Origin of the sequence: Delftia sp. PE138 (assembly GCF_018320755.1) — a bacterium.
Classification (GTDB): domain Bacteria; phylum Pseudomonadota; class Gammaproteobacteria; order Burkholderiales; family Burkholderiaceae_C; genus Comamonas; species Comamonas tsuruhatensis.
Genome location: NZ_JABEPN010000002.1, coordinates 365,622 through 384,996, shown reverse-complemented (window position 1 = coordinate 384,996; position 19,375 = coordinate 365,622). Strand labels below are relative to the sequence as shown.

The window sequence follows — 19,375 nt, the reverse complement described above, 5'->3', positions numbered from 1 at the left end:
AGGTCTGCGCGGGTACCGGTGCGATCATCCGGGCAGCCGAAACATCGAATGAAGAACGAGACGCTCCATTCCCATGCCAGATCACGCCTGCCTCACTCCCTTCACCGCCTCGCCTGCAGACGGGCTGCCCCTGTCCGGCGTACGCATTCTGAGCCTGGCACTGAACCTGCCGGGTCCCGCCGCCCTGATGCGCTGCGCGGCCATGGGCGCACAGTGCAGCAAGCTGGAGCCGCCCTCTGCGCAGCCAGGGCCTGCCGGCGCGGACCCGATGGCGCTCTACAGCCCGCAGGCCTATTCCGACATGCACCAGGGCATCGCGGTCTGGCAGGCACAGCTCAAGACCGAGGACGGACAGGCCGCGCTGCACAAGGCGCTGGACAGCGCCGATATCCTGCTGACCTCGTTCCGCCCCGCCGCGCTGGCCAAGCTGGGGCTGGACTGGGCTTCATTGCAGCAACGCCATCCGCAGCTGTCGCTGGTGCGCATCGTCGGCAGTGCGGGTGCGCTGGCCGATGTGCCCGGCCACGACCTGACCTATCAGGCGGAGGCCGGCCTGGTGCAGGGCGGCGCCATGCCCCCCAGCCTGTTTGCCGACATGGCCGGTGCGCTGATGGCCAGCGAGGCCGTGCTCAAGGCCTGGCTGCTGCGCCAGCGCAGCGGCCACGGCAACCTCCAGGAAACAGGACTGGCACAGGCCGCGCAATGGCTGGCCCTGCCCTGGCACTGGGGCCTGACCCGGCCCGACGGAGATGTGGGCGGAGCACACGCAGGCTATCGCGTCTATGCCTGCGCCGACGGTTCGGTGGCCGTGGCGGCACTGGAGCCGCATTTCGCGGCACGCCTGTGCGCAGCAGCATCGGTGCCGGGCGATGGCAGCATCGCCTGCATGCGCAACCCGGCCACGCATGCGGCCCTGGAAGCCTTCCTGGCTGCCCTGTCCTGCGCCGAACTGGCAGACCTGGCCGAGCGCCACGACCTGCCCCTGCATCCGCTCGCCGCTCAGCCAGCGGCCTCGCGCCGCTTGTAGGCGAATGCCGAAAGGCAGCATCTGCGCACGGCCTACAAGCCGCCTGGGTCGCGGCTGCCCGCCGAGTATGAACATGCTGCTGCCGACGACCCTCTTTACCGCGATAGCCTGCTCCTCTTAAATCAGAGTTGCGCATACAACCAGACAACCCGAACACATCTGGAAACACCCATAATCGGCTCATCTGGAGGCAGCCCCATGGTTCGAGAACATCCATCGACCGCCCCGCTATCCGGGATGCGTCAGCCACCTAGCCACTCAGCGCCTGGCCTGCAGCGCATCGGCGCCAGCGCCTGAGGCCGCCGCCGGGTCCCCCTTCCGTCCACCGCCTATGCAAAGCCAGCCCCCAGCCCATGTGCCGGTACTGCAGCTGGTGCAGCGCATCTGGCCCCTGGTGCTGGTGGTCGTGGTGCTGGTGGTCATGGCCAGCGGCAGCCTCTACCTTGTGTCTGCGGTGCGCGCCTTCGTGGCCGGAGAAAGCCTGTGGTCCAAGGCACAGAAGGATGCCATCTACGCCCTGAGCCGCTATGTGGACAGCGGCTCGGCGCGCGACCTGGCGCGCTTCGAGCAGGCCATGATCGTTCCTGCAGGCGACTGGCAGGCCCGCATGGCGCTGGACGATGTGCCAGCCAGGGTCAAGGACGCGCGCGCCGGCATTCTGCTGGGAGGCAACCACCCGGACGATGCCGACGCGCTGATCTGGCTGATGCAGACTTTTCGCCATGTCGAACTGCTGGAGGAGCCCTATCGTTACTGGAAGCAGGGCGACCAGTACCTGCAGCAGCTCGACCGGCTGGCGCAGGAGATAGAGCAGCGCCACACCGTGGGAAGCGTGAGCGCCGAGGACGTCATCACCTGGAAGCGCGAGATCGAGCAGATCAACGCCGGCGTCACACCCGCCACCCAGCAGTTCAGCGCCTCGCTGGGCCGCAGCTCCCGGCAGATGGTGATGTGGCTGCAGTGCATTCACCTGATGCTGGGCGTGGCGCTGATCCTGGTGGCGCTCTGGCATACGCGGCGCATGCTGCAGCAGCGCCAGCAGGTGCAAAACGACCTGCTGACCGAAAAGGAAAGGGCCCAGACCACGCTGGCATCGCTGGGCGATGCCGTGATCACCACGGACGCCCAGGGCGTGGTGGACTATGCCAACCCTGCCGCGCTGGGCCTGCTGGGCAGCAGCGAGCAGCAGCTCAAGGGACGGCACCTGGCCAAGGGCCTGCATTTCAACAGCATCGACACCACCCAGACGGCGGAAAGCCTGCTGACCCATCTGCTGTCGGGTCGGCAATTGCGCGAAGAGCACACGCGGTGGCTGCGGCGCCATGACCGCAGCATCGTGCCGGTCAAGCTCATGGGCTCGGCCATCAGCGGCGGCGGGGAGCGCCCGGCAGGTGCGGTGATCGTGCTCAGGGATGTCTCGCGTGAGCAGCAGTATCTGGACCAGCTTTCCTGGCATGCCAGCCATGACGGCCTGACCGGGCTGGAGAACCGCGTGGAATTCGAGCGCCGCCTGCAGCGCCTGCTCAACCAGGGCCAGCACAGGCTGCGGCCCGCAGCCCTGCTGTACATGGATCTGGACCAGTTCAAGCTCATCAACGAGACCTGCGGCCATCCGGCGGGCGATGAAATGCTGTGCGAGGTCAGCCGTCTGCTGCTGCACAACCTGCGCGAGACAGACACCCTGGCCCGCCTGGGCGGCGACGAATTCGGCGTTCTTCTGGAGAACTGTCCGCCCGAGCCCGCGCTGCGCATTGCCGAAAAGCTGCGCCAGGCTGCCGAAGCCCTGCACGTGCACTGGGGCAAGCAGGTGCTGCGCACAGGACTGAGCATTGGACTGGTCCACATCGGCGGCGAGGTCCAGTCGGCCCAGGACCTGCTGCGCATGGCCGACATGGCCTGCTACCGCGCCAAGGAGCGCGGCCGCAACCGCATCTATGTCTACCGCAGCGACGACGGCGAATACACCCGCCACGTCAGCGAGATGGAATGGGTCACGCGCATACGCACGGCGCTGGAGCAGGAGCGCTTTTGCCTGTATGCACAAAGCATTGCACCGCTGCAGCCCGATGGCCAGCGCGGCCTGCATTTCGAGGTGCTGCTGCGGTTGCGCGACGAGCAGGGCCAGATCATCTCGCCAGCCGCGTTCATACCCGCGGCAGAGCGCTACGGCATCATGCCCACCGTCGACCGCTGGGTGATCGCCAGAACGCTGGCCACGCTGGCCGAGCATCCGGCCGCGCTGCGCCATATCGACACCTGCGCCATCAATCTGTCAGGCCCCAGCCTCGACGACGACGGGCTGCTGGACTTTGTGCAGGCGCAGCTGAGCGCGCACGGCATCGCGCCGCAGCTGCTGTGCTTCGAGATCACCGAGACCAGCGCCATCGCCAGTCTGTCCAGCGCCACCCGGCTGATCCAGGCCCTGCGCACGCTGGGCTGCCGTTTTGCGCTGGACGACTTCGGCGTGGGCATGTCCTCGCTGACCTATCTGAAGCAGTTGCCCGTGGACTATCTGAAGATCGACGGCGGCTTTGTGCGCGACATGCTCCAGGACCCCAGCAACCACGCCATGGTGGAGATGATCAACCGCATAGGCCATATCCTGGGCAAGCGCACGGTGGCCGAGTATGTGGAAAGCCGGGAGATCGCCCAGGCCCTGCAGGCCGTGGGCGTGGACTACGCGCAGGGCTTCGCCCTGGCACGGCCCGTGCCGCTGGACACGCAGTACTTCGAAAGCGGTGCCCAGGCCGCCCGCCGCGAATGGCAGGGCACGCTGGCGCCGGCAGTCGGCTGAGGCGCCTCAGCGCGGCTTGCGCCCGCCCGGCGCGGCCTTGCGGCCGGCACCGGCAGCGCCTGCGGAGCCGCCCACGCCAGGGCGCGGTGGCAGGCCCGTGTGCTGGGTCAGCATGCGGCCGGGCTTGGGCTGGCTGGAGCGCAAGCGCACGTCGCCTCCGGGGTCGCGGGCCTGTGCCTGCGCCTTGCCCGGCCCCGCACTCTTGCCACCGGCCTTGTTGAGGGCATAGGCCTTGCCCTGCTGGGAGACCACGGCACGCGCGGCCACGCCCGTTCCCTGGGTGCTGTTCTTGCGGCGCGCGCTCTGGTAGCCGCCATCGACCAGGGGCTGGAAGGTGGGGATCAGGTGCTGCTTGCCGTTGCCGATGAGGTCGGCACGGCCCATGGCCTTCAAGGCCTCGCGCAGCAGCGGCCAGTTGTTGGGGTCGTGGTAGCGCAGGAAGGCCTTGTGCAGGCGACGGCGCTTTTCACCGCGCACGATGTCCACCGACTCCTCGTTCACGTCGCGCATCTGGCGACGCACCTTGGTGAGGGTGTTGCGACCCGAGTGGTACATGGCCGTGGCCGTGGCCATGGGGCTGGGGTAGAAGGTCTGCACCTGGTCGGCGCGAAATCCGTTCTTCTTCAGCCAGATGGCGAGGTTCATCATGTCCTCGTCGCTGGTGCCCGGGTGGGCGGCGATGAAGTAGGGAATCAGGTACTGCTTCTTGCCCGCTTCCTCGCTGAACTGCTCGAACATCTGCTTGAAGCGGTCATAGCTGCCTATGCCCGGCTTCATCATCTTGGTCAGCGGCCCGGATTCGGTGTGCTCGGGCGCGATCTTCAGGTAGCCGCCCACATGGTGCTGCACCAGTTCCTTGACGTACTCGGGCGACTTCACGGCCAAGTCGTAGCGCAGGCCCGAGCCGATCAGGATCTTCTTGATGCCCGGCAGATTGCGCGCGCGGCGGTAGATCTTGACCAGCGGGGCATGGTCGGTGTGCAGGTTCTGGCAGATGCCGGGGAACACGCAGCTGGGCTTGCGGCAGGCGGCCTCGATCTCGGGGCTCTTGCAGCCCAGGCGGTACATGTTGGCCGTGGGGCCGCCCAGGTCGGAGATGGTGCCGGTGAAGCCCTTGACCTTGTCGCGGATGTCCTCGACCTCCTGGATGATGGACTCCTCGGAGCGGCTCTGGATGATGCGGCCTTCATGCTCGGTGATGGAGCAGAAGGTGCAGCCGCCGAAGCAGCCACGCATGATGTTGACCGAGGTGCGGATCATCTCCCAGGCCGGGATCTTGGTCTCGCCCTCATGGCTGCCGTTGGCGTCGGCATAGCTGGGATGGGGGCTTCGCGCATACGGCAGGCCAAAGACCCAGTCCATCTCGGCCGTGGTCAGCGGGATGGGGGGCGGGTTCAGCCACACATCGCGCGCGGTCACGCCTTCGCCGTGGGCCTGGACCAGGGCGCGGGCGTTGCCGGGATTGGTCTCCAGGTGCAGCACGCGGTTGGCGTGGGCGTAGAGGATGGGATCGGCCTTGACCTGCTCGTAGCTGGGCAGGCGCAGCACGGTCTTGTCGCGCGGCGGCTGCTTGCCCTTGCCGCGCAGCGACGGGTTGGGCACGAACTGGATGGTCTGAACGGCGGCGACCGAGGCGCCGTCCGGCTTCGCGTCGGCATCACCCTCTTCCTTGGAGCAGGTCTGGCCCTGGGCCTCGGCCTGCTCGCTGGTGGTCATGTAGGGGTTGATGTGGGGCTCGACCACGCCGGGCTCGTCCACCACGGAGGAATCCAGCTCGAACCAGCCCGCTTCCGACTCGCGGCGGAAGAAGGCCGTGCCGCGCACATCGGTAATGCTTTCCACGGGCTCACGCGCAGCCAGGCGGTGGGCCACCTCGACCAGGGCGCGTTCGGCGTTGCCGTACAGCAGGATGTCGCACTTGCTGTCCACGACGATGGAGCGGCGCACCTTGTCGCTCCAGTAGTCGTAGTGGGCGATGCGGCGCAGGCTGCCCTCGATGCCGCCCAGCACGATGGGCACGTCCTTGTAGGCCTCGCGGCAGCGCTGGCTGTAGACGATGGCCGCGCGGTCAGGGCGCTTGCCGCCCACGTCGCCCGGCGTATAGGCATCGTCGGAGCGGATCTTGCGATCGGCCGTGTAGCGGTTGATCATGGAATCCATGTTGCCCGCCGTCACGCCCCAGAACAGGTTGGGCCGGCCCAGGGCCTTGAAGGCCTCGGCGCTTTGCCAGTCAGGCTGGGCAATGATGCCCACGCGAAAGCCCTGTGCCTCCAGCACCCGGCCGATCACCGACATGCCGAAGCTGGGGTGATCCACATAGGCGTCGCCCGTCACCAGGATCACGTCGCAGCTGTCCCAGCCAAGCTGTTCCATCTCAGCCCGGCTCATCGGCAGGAACGGGGCCGTGCCAAAACGCTTGGCCCAGTAAGGACGATAGCTGGTCAGCGGCTTGGCGGCGCGATGGAAGAAGGAAACGTCAACGGGGGCGTTCATGATGGGCGGTTCGGCTTCTGGGAGCCTGTGCGGAAGGAACCGGCCAGTGTACGTTTCGGCACTCAACCCTGCTGGTCAAGGGTCTTGCTCCAGCCCCCTGATACGGCCTTCCTGCTGCTGCCAGCCCGACCTCTTTGCGGCCTCCTGCGCCAGCCAAGCCTTGGGCGTGTGCCCGGACCAGCGGCGAAATGCCCGTGCAAACACCTTCGGCGAGTCGTAGCCCGCGTTCTCGGCGATGCGGGCCGATGACAGCCCGCCGGCCTCCATCTGCTGGGCGGCCAGCGCCATGCGGTGCGCCGTCAGATAGCCGATGGGCGTGGCACCCACCAGCTCCTTGAAACGCATGCTGAAGCGGGTGCGCGACATGCCGGCCTCGATGGCCAGCGTCTCCACGCTCCAGGCCCGCTGCGGTTCGCGGTGCATGCACACCAGAGCACGCGCAACACAGGCATCGCCCAGGCCCCGCAGCCAGCCTTCACCCACGGCGGCCTCGCGCGCCAGGTGCTCGCGCAGGATGTTGACCAGCAGCAGCTCGCCCATGCGCGCGGCCGACAGGCGCCAGCCCGGGCGCCGCGCCAGCGTCTCCAGCGTGAGCGACTCCATGGTGGTGGCCAGGCAGTCGGCCAGCGGCAGGTCGCTTGCCCGGATGTGGATCAGCGGCGGCAGGATGCGGAATACCGAATGACGGCAGTAGGCGGAAAACCACAACAGGGCCGAAAACATGTCCGTGGCCTCGCCGCCGCCGCCATGGCTGAAGACCAGGGGATTCTCGTCCCGCGGTCCTTCGGCGTGGCGGGCGATCATGCGCGAGAACAGCTCGCTGGCAACGTCCATGTCGGACGCCACCACATGCGCGGCGCCCATGGGCAGCATGACCAAATCGCCGGGGTCGACACGCAGCGCCGGCATGCCCTCCACCTGGATCCAGTAAGGCGCGCCGCGCGCCATGCGGATCATGGCGCCGGTGACGCCCGTGGACTTCAGGCTCCACGGCGCCGTCAGCGCAAAGCGCGCCGTGACGGCGCGCTCCGAGCGGCAAATATCGAGAACTTCACTGAGTACATCCATGGCTCGCGGGACCCTTGTTTTCGGGCCGATGTTAGCCAGTGCCGGCCATGCCACGGCCCGTCGGCACCCCGACAGCGATAGCGGTTTTCCCTGGAGCGCGACTACGCACTAGAGATCCTGCTGCGCCGCCTGCACCAGCTCCGAGAACACGGACGCGCTGCCCAGCCGTTCGGCCGCCAGCAGCGCCAGCTTGACCAGGAACAGCTCAGACCGCTGCGGGCCCGCCGTGTCGATGGCTGTGGCCAGCTGGTCGTAGACAGTTTCCAGGCCGGCGATATCGAGGGTGTGGGGTGATGTCTGTTCTTGGCTCATGCCGGAACTCCTTGCGTGCAGGTGGCGTTGTCGATGGCCGATTGCAGGCGCCGGGCATCCAGCGCCAGCCAGCGCGCGCAGACATGCTGATCGGGCCGCAGCAGATAGGCGGCGCCGGGCGGGTGCCCTGCCGGCACGCCATGGCGTGCACGGCAGCGGCCATCTGCATCGGCCAGGGTCAGATCGGCACCCTGGACCGGCTGCGCGGCCGCCTGGCTGGAGATGGCCACGATGCGCAGGCCCACGCCACGGCCGCGCACCATCCTGGCAACTTCGCACCACTGGGCGGGCACGGGCGTGCCATCGGTGAAATACAGCAGGTCGAATCCACCGCCCAGGTGGTCCAGCAAATAGTCATCGGGCCCCAGGCGCAGGTTCAGCGGCGGTGCGCCATGGCCAGGGCCGGCTTCAAACAGGTGGTTGTCGTCATCCGCGCTGTTGAGCGGCGAGTGCGCGTATTCGTGCGGCCGGGAGGTGCGCCAGTGGTACAGCGGCCGCACGAATTCCTGGGTGAGCGACAGCGACAGCACGGCATCGCGCAGCAGCCGGAAGCCGCGCGAGGGCGGCGCCATGAAGCGCGTGCTCTTGCCGGCCTCTTCGACAATCTCGCGCGCCGCGCCCACGCGCTCGCCGCTGTAGCTGTCCAGCAGCCTCACCGGCGCCACGCCGCGCGCCACCAGGGCCAGCCGCCAGGCCAGGGCCTGGGCATCCTGAAAACCCGTGTTGGCACCGCGCACGCCGAAGATGGGCAGCATGTGGGCCGCATCGCCCGCGAAGATCACGCGGCCGTGCACATAGTCCGGCAAGGTCAGCGCGCGGGCGGAGTAGACCGAACTCCAGTCCATTTCCCAGGGCGTGCCGCCGAAGCCGATCATCTCCAGCTGCGCGTCGATGCGCGCCTTGAGCGATTCGGGCTGCAGCGCCTGCTGCGCGTCCTCGCCCGCAGGCAGTTGGTAGTCCACGCGCCAGATGCCATGCGGCTCGCGGTGCATCAGGATGGTGTTGCCGGGGTTCCAGACCGGGTCGAAGAAGGCCAGGCGCTCCGTGGGCAGTGGCAGGTCGATGCGGATGTCGGCGATCACGAAGCGGCCCTCGTACGACGCCCCCTCCATCACCAGGCCCATGGCCGTGCGTATGCCGGAGCGGGCGCCATCGGCGGCGACCAGCCAGTCGGCCTCCATCGCATACGGGCCTTGCGGCGTGTCCACTTGCAGCCGCGCCTTTGCGGCGGCGCCGTTGCCGACCTGCTCCACCCGGTCCACGCGGTTGCCCCAGCGCAGCTCGATCAGCGGATGGGCCAGCACCGCATCGACCAGGTATTCCTCCAGGTACTGCTGCTGCAGATTGGTCATGGGATGGAAGCGATCGTCCTCGCTGTGCGGCGCCTCCATGCGGAATACGCGCCGCCCCCGGTAGAACGAGTTGCCACAGCGCCAGGGCAAGGCGTTCGCCATGACCCGCTCGGCCACGCCCACCTGCTGCAGGATCTCCATGGAGCGGCGCGTGAAGACGATGGCGCGGCTGCCTTCGGACACCTGCAGTTCGGACTCCAGCAGCACGCAGCGCTGGCCGTGGCGCGCCAGCTCCAGCGCCGTGGTCAGCCCCACAGGGCCCGTGCCGACGATGACGACAGGATGGCGCTGCACCCCTGGATGCTGCGAAGGCAGCCAGGGCTGGTGCACCCGGTACCGGTAGTAGATGGAATGCCGCGGCTGGGCATGGGGCTGGTGCATGGATGTCTCCGTCTTGCGTCTTGCGTCTTGCGTCTTTGTGAGGCCGCAGTGTAGGCAGCCCCCGCTCCGGCAATGTCCCCGGATGGGGACAGACAGGACCCTCCAGCCCCCAGGCTCAGGACAGCGCCTCGGGCTCCATCAGCAAGGCAAACAGCTCGCGCTGCCCCTGCACGCCCAGCTTGCCGCAGACGCGCTTGAGATAGGTCCGGGCACTGGCCACCGTGATGCCCAGGCGCTGCGCCAGCCGCTCGGTGTCCAGCCCCTCGACCACGCAGCGCACCACATCCATATCGCGTTGCGTGAGATGCGCAAAGCGCCGCGCCAGGCGCGCCAGCACTAGGCCCGCCAGATCGTCCTGCAGGGCCTGGCCCGCGTAATGCAGGCGCATGGCCTGCATGACCAGCGGAGCAAAGGCCTCGATGCGTGCAATGGACTGCGGGTCAAAGCCGCCGTGCTCCTCACCCCGGTACAGATTCACCGCCAGCCAGCGTGCGCCGGTCTGCAGGGTCAGCAGCGAAAGCCGCTCCACCAGGCGGGGCAGGTCATAGCAGACACGGCGGTACTCGGGATGGCTCACGTCTGAAGGCCTCTGGCGATGGAGCCAGACGCGCGCTGGCGCCTGGGGATTGCGCTGCTGCCGCGCCAGCTCGGCCTGCATCACGCGCTGCGCGCCGTCCAGTGGATAGAAGCGCTCGCTGTAATCCTGGGAAATCAAAGGCAGTGCGCCTGTGCGTGCCCGGTCCCCGAACCCCACGATGCGCGGCCGAGATCGCCCCTGGAACGAAAAGATCGTGCACTGCGCCAACGGCACATGCCGGCCCAGCAGGTGCAGCAGCTGCCCGGCCACCTCGTCGCTGCTGGCGCTGGAGCGGCCCACCTGCTCCAGCAGCGCCGTCACATCGCCCAGCGGCACAGGCAGGCTGGCATCGCTGGCGCAGGCAGGTGCCAGCAGCCAATGGCTGCGGACGGTGTCATTGCTCATGGGTGCGGGAACAGGCTGTGGCAGGAATGCAAAAAGGCCGGTGCATTGCGCAGCCGGCCTGGGTGAAGATGTTGGAATGATAAATCCAGCGCAGCGAGGCCATTGCCTGCTGCGTTCCTGTCGGCGGTCGTTGGAGCCGCTCAGCCTGGCCGGATGGCCCTTGGCTGCACGGCTGCAGCCATCACCATTCGCCTACGTTGCGAATGCGCTGGTCCAGGTCCAGAGGAAGGCCGCCGCCGGCGGCTTCATGGTCCTGGCCTGCCTGCTCCAACGCCATGGGCGGAGGACTGAAATGATCGCGGCCAAAGGTGTGTTCGGTGAGAACGGGATCGCGGGAAGGTGGGGTGTTCATGGTTGCGCCTCCTTGACAGAAAGCTTACTGCGAATCTTTCACGATTTCTGTAGGACAAACCTGGATGCAACCCGCTGAAGCTGAAATGACACAAGGTACGCATGCTCACAAATGTGTAGCGCTTCGTAATAAAGGCGTAATGAATCCATGCGCCAAACACCGAGCCAGGGGCAATCGGGTAAGCTTGCCGCCCTCCATGCCACAGACACTCCGCGCGCCTGCGCACAGCGAACTCCTCATCAAGAAAAGCCGTTTCATCGGCTGCGTGCAGCCCATGGCCGACCGCGCCAGCGCCCAGGCGGTGGTCGATGCGCTATGGCGCGAGCACCCCGGCGCCGCCCATGTCTGCTGGGCGCTGCTGGCAGGCGGCCAGTCGGCAGCCGTCGATGACGGCGAGCCCAGCGGCACGGCAGGCCGCCCCATGCTGGACGTGCTGCGCCACCAGGACCTGGAAGGCGTGCTAGCCACCGTGGTGCGCTACTTCGGCGGCGTCAAGCTGGGCGCCGGTGGCCTGGTCCGTGCCTACACCGATGCCGTGGCCCAGGCCTTGCTGACCGCCGAAAAGGTGACGCTGCAGCGCATGCAATTGCTGCGCTGCAGTGTCCCTTATGCACTCGAAGGCTTGGTGCGGCGCGAGATCGAGGCGGCAGGCGCCGAATTGCTCCAGGTCGAGCATGGATCGCTGGTGCAGTTCGATCTGCGCCTGCCGCAGTCGCAGGCTGAAGGCTTTGTGAGCCGCCTCAACGAGAGCGGTCAAGGACGCGTGGGCTGGCTGGAAGTCCACCCCAGCGAATGAGATGCGCCGGGCTCAAGCAGTTCAACCGGCCACCAGAAACCGCTGCGCCAGCAGCACCCAATAGGCGGCTCCCACGGCGATGTTGTCGTCGTTGAAGTCATAGCCCGGGTTGTGCACCATGCAGGCGCCTTGCTCGCTTCCCTCGCCATTGCCAATCAGCAGATAGCTGCCTGGCACGCGCTGCAGCATGAAGGCAAAGTCTTCGCTGCCCGGCAAGGGTGGCGCCTGCAGCGTGACATGTTCCGGGCCGAGCAGCTCCAGCGCGATCTGGCGCGCGAAGTCCGTCTCCTTGGGCGTGTTGACCAGCACGGCATAGCCGGGTCGCCAGTCGAGTTGCGCCTGCACGCCGAAGCTCTCGGCCTGCGCACTCACCAGATCGCGAATGCGCTGCTCCAGCAGCCTGCGCACATCGGCATCCAGCGCACGCACGCTCAACTCCAGCACCGCGCTGTGGGCGATCACGTTGTTGGCCTTGCCCGCATGGATGGCGCCCACGGTCACCACCGCCATCTGCAGCGGATCGATGTTGCGCGAGACGATGGTCTGCAAGGCCATGACGATGCTGGCGGCCGCAACGATGGGGTCGGCCGCGCGGTGCGGCATGGCACCATGCCCGCCCACCCCGGTGAGCGTGAGCGTGGCGTAGTCGGAGGACGCCATGGCTGCGCCCTCGCGCAAGGCCAGCCTTCCCTGGGGCAGGCCCGGCATGTTGTGCATGGCAAAGATGGCGTCGCAGGGATGTCGCTCGAAGAGGCCGTCCTCCATCATGCGCAGGGCGCCGCCGCCGCCCTCCTCCGCAGGCTGGAAGATCAGCGTGAGCGTTCCGTCGAAGCCGCCGTGCTCGGCCAGATGCCGGGCCGCTGCCAGCAGCATGGCGGTATGGCCGTCATGGCCGCAGGCATGCATGACCCCGGCATGCGTGCTGGCATGGGCGAATTCATTGGCCTCGGCGATGGGTAGCGCGTCCATGTCGGCGCGCAGGCCCAGGCGCCGGCTGCCGCTGCCGCGCACCAGCCGCCCCACCACGCCCGTGCCGCCCAGGCCGCGTTCCACCTCGTAGCCCCATTGCTCCAGTTGCTGCGCGACCAAGGCGCTGGTGCGGTGTTCCTCGAAGCCGAGCTCGGGGTGCCTGTGGATGTCGCGGCGCAGCTCGACGAAGGCTGCGGCCGAGCCGCGCAAAGTGTCCAGAAGGGTGTTCATGTGCGGCGTCTCACTGGGGTTGCAGGCGGATGGAGCGGGCAATGCTGCGGTAGCGGGCCGTCTCGGCCTCATAGAACTGCGCCGCTTCGGCCAGCGACATGGGCGCCGCGGCCAGTTGGGTCTGCAGGGCCAGTTGCTCGCGCACGCCCGGGTCCTTGAGCATGGCGCCTATCGCCTGGTGCAGCCTTTGCACCACCTCCTGCGGCGTGTCCTTGCGCACCAGGAAGCTGGTCCAAGTCTTGTAGGCGAAGTTTTTCAGCTCCCGGCCCTCACGCACCGTGGGCACATTCTTGAGCAGCTCCGATCGCTGCTCCCCCAGCTGGCCCAGGATCTTGAGCCGGCCCTGCTCGGCCAGCGCGCCCATGGCAGCGCTGTAGACGAGCACAGCGAAATCGACCTGCCCGCTGCCTATGTCCTGCAGCAGCGGCGCATTGCCCTTGTAGGGCGCATGCATGAGTTGTATGCCGGCGTCCTGCTGCACCTTCTCCAGGATCAGGTGGTAGAGCGAGCCAATGCCGACACTGCCGTACGACAGCGGCCGGCTGGCGCTTTTGCGGGCCAGCGCGATCAGCTCATCCACGTTGCCGGCCTCCAGGTCCTTGCGAGCGACGAAGACCATCACGGCCTCGGCCACGGGATGGACCAGGCGGAAATCCTCGGCCTTGAGCCGCACGGCGGCATTGGCCAGCGGCGACAGGATCACCTCGTTGGGCGAGCCCTGGAAGACGTAGTGCCCGTCAGGCGGAGCGGCCAGCACTTTCTGCGCGGCCATGGCGCCGCTCACGCCGCCCAGGTTCTCCACGATGACCTGCTGGCCCAGTGCCTTGGACAGCGGCACGCTGAAGATGCGGGCAATGGCATCCGAAGGGCCGCCGGCCGGATAGGGAACCATCAGGCTCACGGGTCTGGAGGACGGGCTCTGCGCACAGGCCAGGCCCGCGCTCAGCAACAGGCCGGCGCCCGTCAGCCAAACGCGCTGGAACAAAAATCTCATCATGTCTCCTTGGTGGATGGCTCCGGCTCGGTCGGCCGGATACGCGGCATCCTAGGAGCCGGGTCATCGAACGTCCAATGCATTGTTGGCTGCATTAGCATGAGTTTCATGCAGACTTCAGGGCGCGAAAAATCATGACGCTGGTGCAGCTCAGGCATCTCATATCGGTGGCGCAGACCGGCTCCTTCAGCCGCTCGGCCGAGGCCATGCATCTGACACAGCCGGCCCTCAGCCGCAGCGTGCGCGCGCTGGAGCAGGAGCTGGGCATACCCTTGTTCGACCGCATCGGCCGCCACAGCGAACTCACAGCCTTCGGCCGCGAGATGCTGGGACGGGCGCGCGCCCTGGTGGCCGAGGCCGACGCGCTGCGTGACAGGGGGCGCCAATTGCGCGAGGGTGCGGCCGGCACCGTGCGTGTGGGCCTGGGATCGGGCCCCGGCGCAATATTGATGACGCCGTTCCTGCAGCACATGACCGTGCACCACCCCGGCGTGCGAACCGAGGTGGCGCGCGGCAGCACCGATCTGCTGGTGCACTCGCTACGCGAGCGCTTGCTCGACGCCCTGGTCGTGGACCTGCGCGCGCTGCGGCCCGCACCCGACCTTGCGCTGGACGTCGTGCACGAAATGCGCGCCGCCTTCATGTGCCGCACCGACCATCCACTGGCCCGCCTGCAGCGGGATCTGCGCTTCGAGGATGTGCAGCGCTACCCCGTCGCCTCCACACCGCTGAGCGACCAGGTGGCCTGGCTGCTGGTGGAGACCTATGGCGCCACGGCCCACCCGGCGCGGTTCGTCACACTGCAGTGCGAGGAGCTGCCCAGCCTTGTGGACGTTGCGCGCAACAGCGACACCGTGCTGCTGGCCGTGCGCGCCGTCGCCCCGGACCTGGCCGAATTGCCCATGGACCCGCCCATGCGCAGCACCGCCCGCTTCGGGCTGGTCACGCTGCGTCAGCGCAGTGAGGCGCCGACGCTGGCAATCCTGCGAGGGCTGATGGGAAAGTTGATGGCCGACGATGCCCCTGCGCCGGAACGGGCGCCCAGCCACGGCGGAAGGCTGGGCCGCATGGCATTGCCAGACTGATTTGATGCTGGTGATCACCCATCGACTACCCTCAATGCAAAATCGCAAGCCGGGACAACAAGCCATGTCAAATTAAATAGTTTGCACAGCCTGTTTTCAAGGCCTGGCTAATGAAATTTCCCAAAATTATGCCCCTGGCAATGAGCAGCCGTCAGCACTCTACCCCCCATAAAAATACTGCCACAAATATGATAAAAGCCATATACAACTGAACCACCATTCGCATGCAGGCTGCTATTTTCCAAATTTATTAGACCATCTTCCGAAAGATAAATATTCTTCGCATGCAGCGCGGATGAGGACATTAAAACAACAAATACCACAATAGTGGACAATGATTTTTCATATCGAAATCTCATTTCAGCCCCTTTTCTCATCGTTTTCGAATTGATACTGACGACCAGGGAATGCACAGGTTCTGCACAAAAGCACGCGTTGCCTGTAGGTGCCTGGAGCGAAAGCTCTCATCGGCCAGTTCGCTGTGGCAAGCCACCATTGCGATATCGTCCATATTCACCCCAGGCGCATTCATATCCCAAGTATGCTCATACTCCTTTCGCCATCATCAGCAATGGCAGCAGTTCATTTTTATCTGTATTTGCAGCCTTCATGCCCTGCATCATTTCCATCCATTTCAACGACTCGCTCGCTTGCCCCATAATTATCAGGGGCAACATATGATATGAGCCGCCAAAAGCCTGTGCCGCATTGGAGGAGGAAAAATTCTCGAATGAAATGCCGTTCGCTTGCACAGCAGGGACCCAGAGCCCGCACACAACGATTGCCAGTGTGGTTGCAAGTCTTGGATATCGCATCTTCATGGTATTTCCTTTATGCACGTTGTGAGATGAGGCTCCGCCTTCATGGCGTGCACAGGTTCTGCACGAAGGCATGCGAGGCCAATTGCGCGACTTCGCTCCTTCCTGTCATGTAGCAGCCATCCTGGCTCAGTGCCGAGGCCGCACTGTTCTCGCCGCCTGCGAGGGTTCCCTGGTCCACGGTGCCGCCCAAGGGGGTCCAGGTGATGGCGTGCGAACTTCCGTCGGCCAGTTCGCTGTGGCCTGCCACTGTTCCGTTGTCACCGATATCCACCACACGTGCATTCATGCCGCCAGGCAGCGGAGGAATATCGCGGATGACACCGGTCTGGCTGTTCCAGTAATAGGGCATGCTGCGCCCGTCTGCCAACTGGTAGTGCCCAATCACCTCGCCGAGGAGGTTGAGATCGACGCCGCTGTTTCGCGCGGGCGGGGACGATATGGACAACACCTGCGGACTGGAGGACGAGTTGAGCCAGACGACGGTGCGTCCACCCTGGGCACCGAAATCGCAGTAGCCCATGATGCGGGTATTGACGACGGTCTTTGCGCGGCAGAAGACGGCATTGAGAGGCAGGTTCAGGGCCGTGGCCATATAGCCGCCCAGGACTGCGGCAGACCAATAGACAGGACGCGGATGCCCGCTGTTGTCGGGACAGTTGCCCACGATGCCCGGCATGTTGCCGCCCACCACGAAATTGTCCACATCGGACGGCACGCAGTTGGTGCTGTTCAGGCCCAGCAGGCCCGCCGGCAGCGCGCGTGCCGTGGTTTCATTGTTGCGCCACATGACAGGGCGGGCCGTGTTGCTGCCGCTCAGGCTGACGCCTGCCACATAGCCGCCCTGGTTGAATGCCGTGGGCATGCTGCGCACATCGAGCGTCAGCGGCTGCAGTGTCTGCACCGTGGCCGGCGTGGCCGCATTCCAGAACACGCCCACGGACACCGAATTGCCGTCCAGGCAGCTGCCCACCACCTGGCCGCTGTTGGTAATGGCCGCCGCGTTGCAGTTGCGCCCCGGCGACAGGCGCACAAGGTCTGCCGCACTGCCCGGCGCCAGCGACACGAAGCCTGCGGACGAGCCGTCGCTCTCTGCACAGGCGCCCACGACATGGCCGCTGTTGTTGATGTCCAGGCCCACGCATTGCGGACCTGCCGACGTGCCCACGTCCTGCATGGGCAGGGCCTGCGCGGCCGGCAGTGCCAGCAACGCTAGGCACGCAACGGAAAAATTCAAATGCTTTGGCTGAAGGCGCATGAAGGGTTCTCCTGAAAAAGCAAAGAAGTCGTTCATGGAAATCGGGCGCCGAACAGGAAATCCGCATGGGGCTTGGCATATGCGCGCCGGTGCAGACGCTATTTCCGTGATCCGCATCCCGGCTCCACGATAGGCATCGCGGTATGGAGCCGTCCATCCGAGCAGCAATCAAAACAACAAAAACAATCAACAAAATCAAAAGCTTGCAAAAGAATCCCCCATCAATAATTGTCTCATCGGCATCCGGGATTCAGGCCATGCCACAGCGCAGCGCCATATGAATGGGAGCTTTCCATGGCAATCACACACTGCCTGACATCCGACAGCGCATGGCCGAATGGCGCAATTCGCCGCCGTTGGAGTCCGGCAGAACTGCTGGCACTCGAACGCTGGGCCGGCGTCCTGCCCGTGCAGGTGATCTGCCGCCGGCTGGACCGCAGCGAACGCTCCGTTCGCTGCCAGATGCACAGGCGCGGCCTGAGCACCCGGGTCCGCGAAGGCGTCGGGCTGAGGCAGGTCTGCGAGGATCTGCAGCTTTCTGCACGGTCGGTGAGGGCCTTCATCCTCGATGGCCGCCTGCGCCTGCACAGCGCACAGGTGCATGGCGAGATGGTGGCGCAGCTTCATTGGTCCCTGCGCCGCTGGCTGCAAACAGCGCAAAGCCGCTTGTGCCGTGTCAGCCATTTGAGTGTTACCGAGACATCCCTCAGGCGCTTTGCGCGGGAAGCGGATTTCGGCGCATCAGGCAGCCGCACGGGCGCGGCATGGCAACACTGGGCATCCGGCTAGCCCCTGCGCGGCACGGGCCGGGCCCTGGATGTCCAGCAGCGGTTTCGGCCCTTCGCCTACGACTGCCGCGAGCGCCAGCATGCAGACTGGCACGCATGTCCCATGGCAGGCGAGGCAGTCATCTCGACCATCTGTCGGCACTTCAGTCAGCACTCCCGTCGGCACACCTTTCGGCACATCCACCGGCAGCGGAGACCTCCACGGGACCTGGTGCCACAGTCAAAGGAATCAGACAGCATGAAAAACCCACCCACCACCGCCCTCGACGTGATCATCGTCGGTGCCGGCTCGGCCGGACTGTCGGCATTGCGCGAGGTGCGCAAGCACACGGAGCATTTCGCCATCGTCAACGACGGGCCCTGGGGAACGACCTGTGCGCGGGTGGGATGCATGCCGTCCAAGCTCCTGATCGAGGCGGCCAACGCCTTCCATGCACGCCATCACTTCGATACCTTCGGCATACGCGGTGCGAGCGGGCTGCAGCTGGACCTGCCCGCCGTTTTGCGCCGCGTGCGCAAGCTGCGCGACGAGTTCGTGGCAAGCACGATCAAGGCCACGGAGGGCCTGGGCTGGCGGGCCATCGACGGGCGTGCCAGGCTGCTGGCGGCCAATCGGATCGAGGTCAATGGCAAGGTGCTGGCTGCGCGCAAGCTCATCCTCGCTCCAGGCTCCAGCCCCGTGGTGCCGGAGGAATGGAAGCGCTTTGGCAAGCGCATCCTGACCACCGACACCTTGTTCGAACGCAAGACGCTGGGCCCGCGCGTGGCCGTCGTCGGCCTGGGCCCGCTGGGCGTGGAGATTGCACAGGCGCTGGCACGGCTGGGACTGGAGGTCACCGCACTGGGACGCGGCCCGAAGCTTGCCGGCCTGTCCGACCCGAATGTCACCGACGCATTGCGGCATCTGCTTGAGAAAGAGATGGTGGTGATCACCGACCATGAAGTGCAGTTGAGCAAGGGCCCGGACAGCAGCATCGTCGTGCGTGCAGGCGACACCCGCATCGTCGTGGACCACGTGGTGGCCGCCATGGGTCGGCGCCCGCAGCTCGAAGGCCTGGGCCTTGAGACGCTGGGACTTGAGCTGGACGAACACGGCCAGCCGCCCGTAAGCCGCGAGACACTGCAGGTCGGCGAGCTGCCGCTGTTCCTCGCGGGCGATGCCAATGGCGACCGCCCCTTGCTGCATGAGGCCGTGGACGAAGGCCATATTGCCGGCACCAACGCCATGGCAGAGAACGTGGCCTGCTTCGAGCGGCGCACGCCGCTGTCCATCGTCTTCAGCTCGCCCAACGCGGCCGTCGTGGGCCAGCCCATGAAGGCGCTGCTGGGGCAGGACTTCGTGGTGGGCCGCGTGGATTTCGCGCACCAGGGGCGTGCGCGCGCTGCGCAGCACAACGCGGGCCTGCTTCACGTCTATGCGGACCCGGCCAGCGGCCGGCTGCTGGGCGCGGAAATGTGCGCGCCGGCCGGCGAGCATCTGGCCCATCTGCTGGCCCTGGCCGTGCAGCAGCAACTGACCGTGCATGAGTTGCTGCGTGCGCCCATCTATCACCCCGTGCTGGAAGAGGGCCTGCGCACCGCCCTGCGCGACGCGGTGCGCCAGCTGCCCCAGCAGCCGCCTTCCGACCTGGGCAACTGCGATTCTTTGCCCATGGACGATTGATCGCGCGCGGCC

At 66.3% G+C, this 19,375-nt stretch carries 17 protein-coding genes; 6 read left to right on the top strand and 11 right to left on the bottom strand.

Going from position 1 to position 19,375, the window contains the following annotated elements; genetic code table 11:
* The first annotated feature begins 73 nt into the window (after window positions 1–73).
* Together HFGMBDPB_RS10685 and HFGMBDPB_RS10680 are read left to right on the top strand one after the other, a co-directional pair.
* Window positions 74–1,027: a CoA transferase gene (locus HFGMBDPB_RS10685; protein WP_212645383.1), complete on the top strand. Its 954-nt coding sequence runs from the start codon at window positions 74–76 to the stop codon at window positions 1,025–1,027.
* Window positions 1,028–1,358: 331 nt separating this feature from the next.
* Complete coding sequence (locus HFGMBDPB_RS10680; protein WP_212645382.1) at window positions 1,359–3,821, top strand: EAL domain-containing protein; 2,463 nt, start codon at window positions 1,359–1,361, stop codon at window positions 3,819–3,821.
* Window positions 3,822–3,827: 6 nt separating this feature from the next.
* Here HFGMBDPB_RS10680 and HFGMBDPB_RS10675 read toward each other — a convergent pair whose 3' ends face one another.
* From HFGMBDPB_RS10675 to HFGMBDPB_RS10650, 6 genes are all read right to left on the bottom strand, one after another.
* A complete protein-coding gene (locus tag HFGMBDPB_RS10675) occupies window positions 3,828–6,314 on the bottom strand; it encodes a YgiQ family radical SAM protein (protein ID WP_016451686.1) in 2,487 nt (828 codons plus the stop codon).
* Between the two features lie 75 nt (window positions 6,315–6,389).
* The gene (locus tag HFGMBDPB_RS10670; protein ID WP_046239848.1) at window positions 6,390–7,382 is read right to left on the bottom strand and encodes an AraC family transcriptional regulator; all 993 of its coding nucleotides are present in this window, start codon (window positions 7,380–7,382) and stop codon (window positions 6,390–6,392) included.
* Window positions 7,383–7,490: 108 nt separating this feature from the next.
* Complete coding sequence (locus HFGMBDPB_RS10665) at window positions 7,491–7,694, bottom strand: hypothetical protein (protein WP_016447131.1); 204 nt, start codon at window positions 7,692–7,694, stop codon at window positions 7,491–7,493.
* Window positions 7,691–9,427, bottom strand: a complete 1,737-nt coding sequence (locus tag HFGMBDPB_RS10660; RefSeq protein ID WP_212645381.1) for an FAD-dependent monooxygenase — start codon at window positions 9,425–9,427, stop codon at window positions 7,691–7,693. Before HFGMBDPB_RS10660 ends, HFGMBDPB_RS10665 begins: the two co-directional genes overlap by 4 nt.
* 115 nt (window positions 9,428–9,542) lie before the next feature.
* Entirely contained in the window at window positions 9,543–10,409 is an 867-nt protein-coding gene (locus HFGMBDPB_RS10655; protein WP_212645380.1) for a helix-turn-helix transcriptional regulator, read from the bottom strand.
* 181 nt (window positions 10,410–10,590) lie between these two features.
* Entirely contained in the window at window positions 10,591–10,761 is a 171-nt protein-coding gene (locus tag HFGMBDPB_RS10650) for a hypothetical protein (RefSeq protein ID WP_016447134.1), read from the bottom strand.
* Between the two features lie 196 nt (window positions 10,762–10,957).
* Between HFGMBDPB_RS10650 and HFGMBDPB_RS10645 the strand changes: the two genes are divergently transcribed.
* Window positions 10,958–11,557, top strand: a complete 600-nt coding sequence (locus HFGMBDPB_RS10645) for an IMPACT family protein (protein ID WP_016451681.1) — start codon at window positions 10,958–10,960, stop codon at window positions 11,555–11,557.
* Between the two features lie 21 nt (window positions 11,558–11,578).
* Here the strand turns inward: HFGMBDPB_RS10645 and HFGMBDPB_RS10640 are convergent, their stop codons facing one another.
* Window positions 11,579–12,757 carry a M20 aminoacylase family protein gene (locus HFGMBDPB_RS10640; protein ID WP_212645379.1) on the bottom strand — a complete coding sequence of 393 codons (1,179 nt, stop codon included), beginning with the start codon at window positions 12,755–12,757 and terminating at the stop codon, window positions 11,579–11,581.
* A 10-nt stretch (window positions 12,758–12,767) separates the two neighbouring features.
* Window positions 12,768–13,751 carry a tripartite tricarboxylate transporter substrate binding protein gene (locus tag HFGMBDPB_RS10635; protein ID WP_013802199.1) on the bottom strand — a complete coding sequence of 328 codons (984 nt, stop codon included), beginning with the start codon at window positions 13,749–13,751 and terminating at the stop codon, window positions 12,768–12,770.
* Between the two features lie 134 nt (window positions 13,752–13,885).
* On the opposite strand from HFGMBDPB_RS10635, the gene HFGMBDPB_RS10630 reads away from it, so the two are divergent.
* Window positions 13,886–14,836, top strand: a complete 951-nt coding sequence (locus HFGMBDPB_RS10630; RefSeq protein WP_180319425.1) for a LysR family transcriptional regulator — start codon at window positions 13,886–13,888, stop codon at window positions 14,834–14,836.
* Between the two features lie 107 nt (window positions 14,837–14,943).
* Here the strand turns inward: HFGMBDPB_RS10630 and HFGMBDPB_RS10625 are convergent, their stop codons facing one another.
* The 3 genes from HFGMBDPB_RS10625 to HFGMBDPB_RS10615 form a co-directional block, all read right to left on the bottom strand.
* A complete protein-coding gene (locus tag HFGMBDPB_RS10625) occupies window positions 14,944–15,249 on the bottom strand; it encodes a hypothetical protein (RefSeq protein WP_212645378.1) in 306 nt (101 codons plus the stop codon).
* Window positions 15,250–15,381: 132 nt separating this feature from the next.
* On the bottom strand, window positions 15,382–15,657 hold the full coding sequence (locus HFGMBDPB_RS10620; protein WP_212645377.1) for a hypothetical protein: 276 nt from the start codon (window positions 15,655–15,657) through the stop codon (window positions 15,382–15,384).
* A 40-nt stretch (window positions 15,658–15,697) separates the two neighbouring features.
* On the bottom strand, window positions 15,698–16,912 hold the full coding sequence (locus HFGMBDPB_RS10615; RefSeq protein ID WP_212645376.1) for an HAF repeat-containing protein: 1,215 nt from the start codon (window positions 16,910–16,912) through the stop codon (window positions 15,698–15,700).
* Window positions 16,913–17,206: 294 nt separating this feature from the next.
* Here HFGMBDPB_RS10615 and HFGMBDPB_RS10610 point away from each other — a divergent pair, with 294 nt between their 5' ends.
* Together HFGMBDPB_RS10610 and HFGMBDPB_RS10605 are read left to right on the top strand one after the other, a co-directional pair.
* The gene (locus tag HFGMBDPB_RS10610) at window positions 17,207–17,701 is read left to right on the top strand and encodes a hypothetical protein (protein WP_212645375.1); all 495 of its coding nucleotides are present in this window, start codon (window positions 17,207–17,209) and stop codon (window positions 17,699–17,701) included.
* Between the two features lie 237 nt (window positions 17,702–17,938).
* Window positions 17,939–19,363: a dihydrolipoyl dehydrogenase gene (locus tag HFGMBDPB_RS10605; RefSeq protein WP_212645374.1), complete on the top strand. Its 1,425-nt coding sequence runs from the start codon at window positions 17,939–17,941 to the stop codon at window positions 19,361–19,363.
* Window positions 19,364–19,375: the final 12 nt, after the last annotated feature.

What these genes read in the sequence shown, in the direction of transcription:
- HFGMBDPB_RS10685 (WP_212645383.1), top strand. Translation starts at nt 74, where the DNA reads ATGCCAGATCACGCCTGCCTCACTCCCTTCACCGCCTCGCCTGCAGAC.
- HFGMBDPB_RS10610 (WP_212645375.1), top strand. Translation starts at nt 17,207, where the DNA reads ATGGCAATCACACACTGCCTGACATCCGACAGCGCATGGCCGAATGGC.
- HFGMBDPB_RS10630 (WP_180319425.1), top strand. Translation starts at nt 13,886, where the DNA reads ATGACGCTGGTGCAGCTCAGGCATCTCATATCGGTGGCGCAGACCGGC.
- HFGMBDPB_RS10605 (WP_212645374.1), top strand. Translation starts at nt 17,939, where the DNA reads ATGAAAAACCCACCCACCACCGCCCTCGACGTGATCATCGTCGGTGCC.
- HFGMBDPB_RS10645 (WP_016451681.1), top strand. Translation starts at nt 10,958, where the DNA reads ATGCCACAGACACTCCGCGCGCCTGCGCACAGCGAACTCCTCATCAAG.
- HFGMBDPB_RS10660 (WP_212645381.1), bottom strand. Translation starts at nt 9,427, where the DNA reads ATGCACCAGCCCCATGCCCAGCCGCGGCATTCCATCTACTACCGGTAC.
- HFGMBDPB_RS10650 (WP_016447134.1), bottom strand. Translation starts at nt 10,761, where the DNA reads ATGAACACCCCACCTTCCCGCGATCCCGTTCTCACCGAACACACCTTT.
- HFGMBDPB_RS10615 (WP_212645376.1), bottom strand. Translation starts at nt 16,912, where the DNA reads ATGCGCCTTCAGCCAAAGCATTTGAATTTTTCCGTTGCGTGCCTAGCG.
- HFGMBDPB_RS10670 (WP_046239848.1), bottom strand. Translation starts at nt 7,382, where the DNA reads ATGGATGTACTCAGTGAAGTTCTCGATATTTGCCGCTCGGAGCGCGCC.
- HFGMBDPB_RS10675 (WP_016451686.1), bottom strand. Translation starts at nt 6,314, where the DNA reads ATGAACGCCCCCGTTGACGTTTCCTTCTTCCATCGCGCCGCCAAGCCG.
- HFGMBDPB_RS10620 (WP_212645377.1), bottom strand. Translation starts at nt 15,657, where the DNA reads ATGAAGATGCGATATCCAAGACTTGCAACCACACTGGCAATCGTTGTG.
- HFGMBDPB_RS10680 (WP_212645382.1), top strand. Translation starts at nt 1,359, where the DNA reads ATGCAAAGCCAGCCCCCAGCCCATGTGCCGGTACTGCAGCTGGTGCAG.
- HFGMBDPB_RS10635 (WP_013802199.1), bottom strand. Translation starts at nt 13,751, where the DNA reads ATGAGATTTTTGTTCCAGCGCGTTTGGCTGACGGGCGCCGGCCTGTTG.
- HFGMBDPB_RS10655 (WP_212645380.1), bottom strand. Translation starts at nt 10,409, where the DNA reads ATGAGCAATGACACCGTCCGCAGCCATTGGCTGCTGGCACCTGCCTGC.
- HFGMBDPB_RS10640 (WP_212645379.1), bottom strand. Translation starts at nt 12,757, where the DNA reads ATGAACACCCTTCTGGACACTTTGCGCGGCTCGGCCGCAGCCTTCGTC.
- HFGMBDPB_RS10665 (WP_016447131.1), bottom strand. Translation starts at nt 7,694, where the DNA reads ATGAGCCAAGAACAGACATCACCCCACACCCTCGATATCGCCGGCCTG.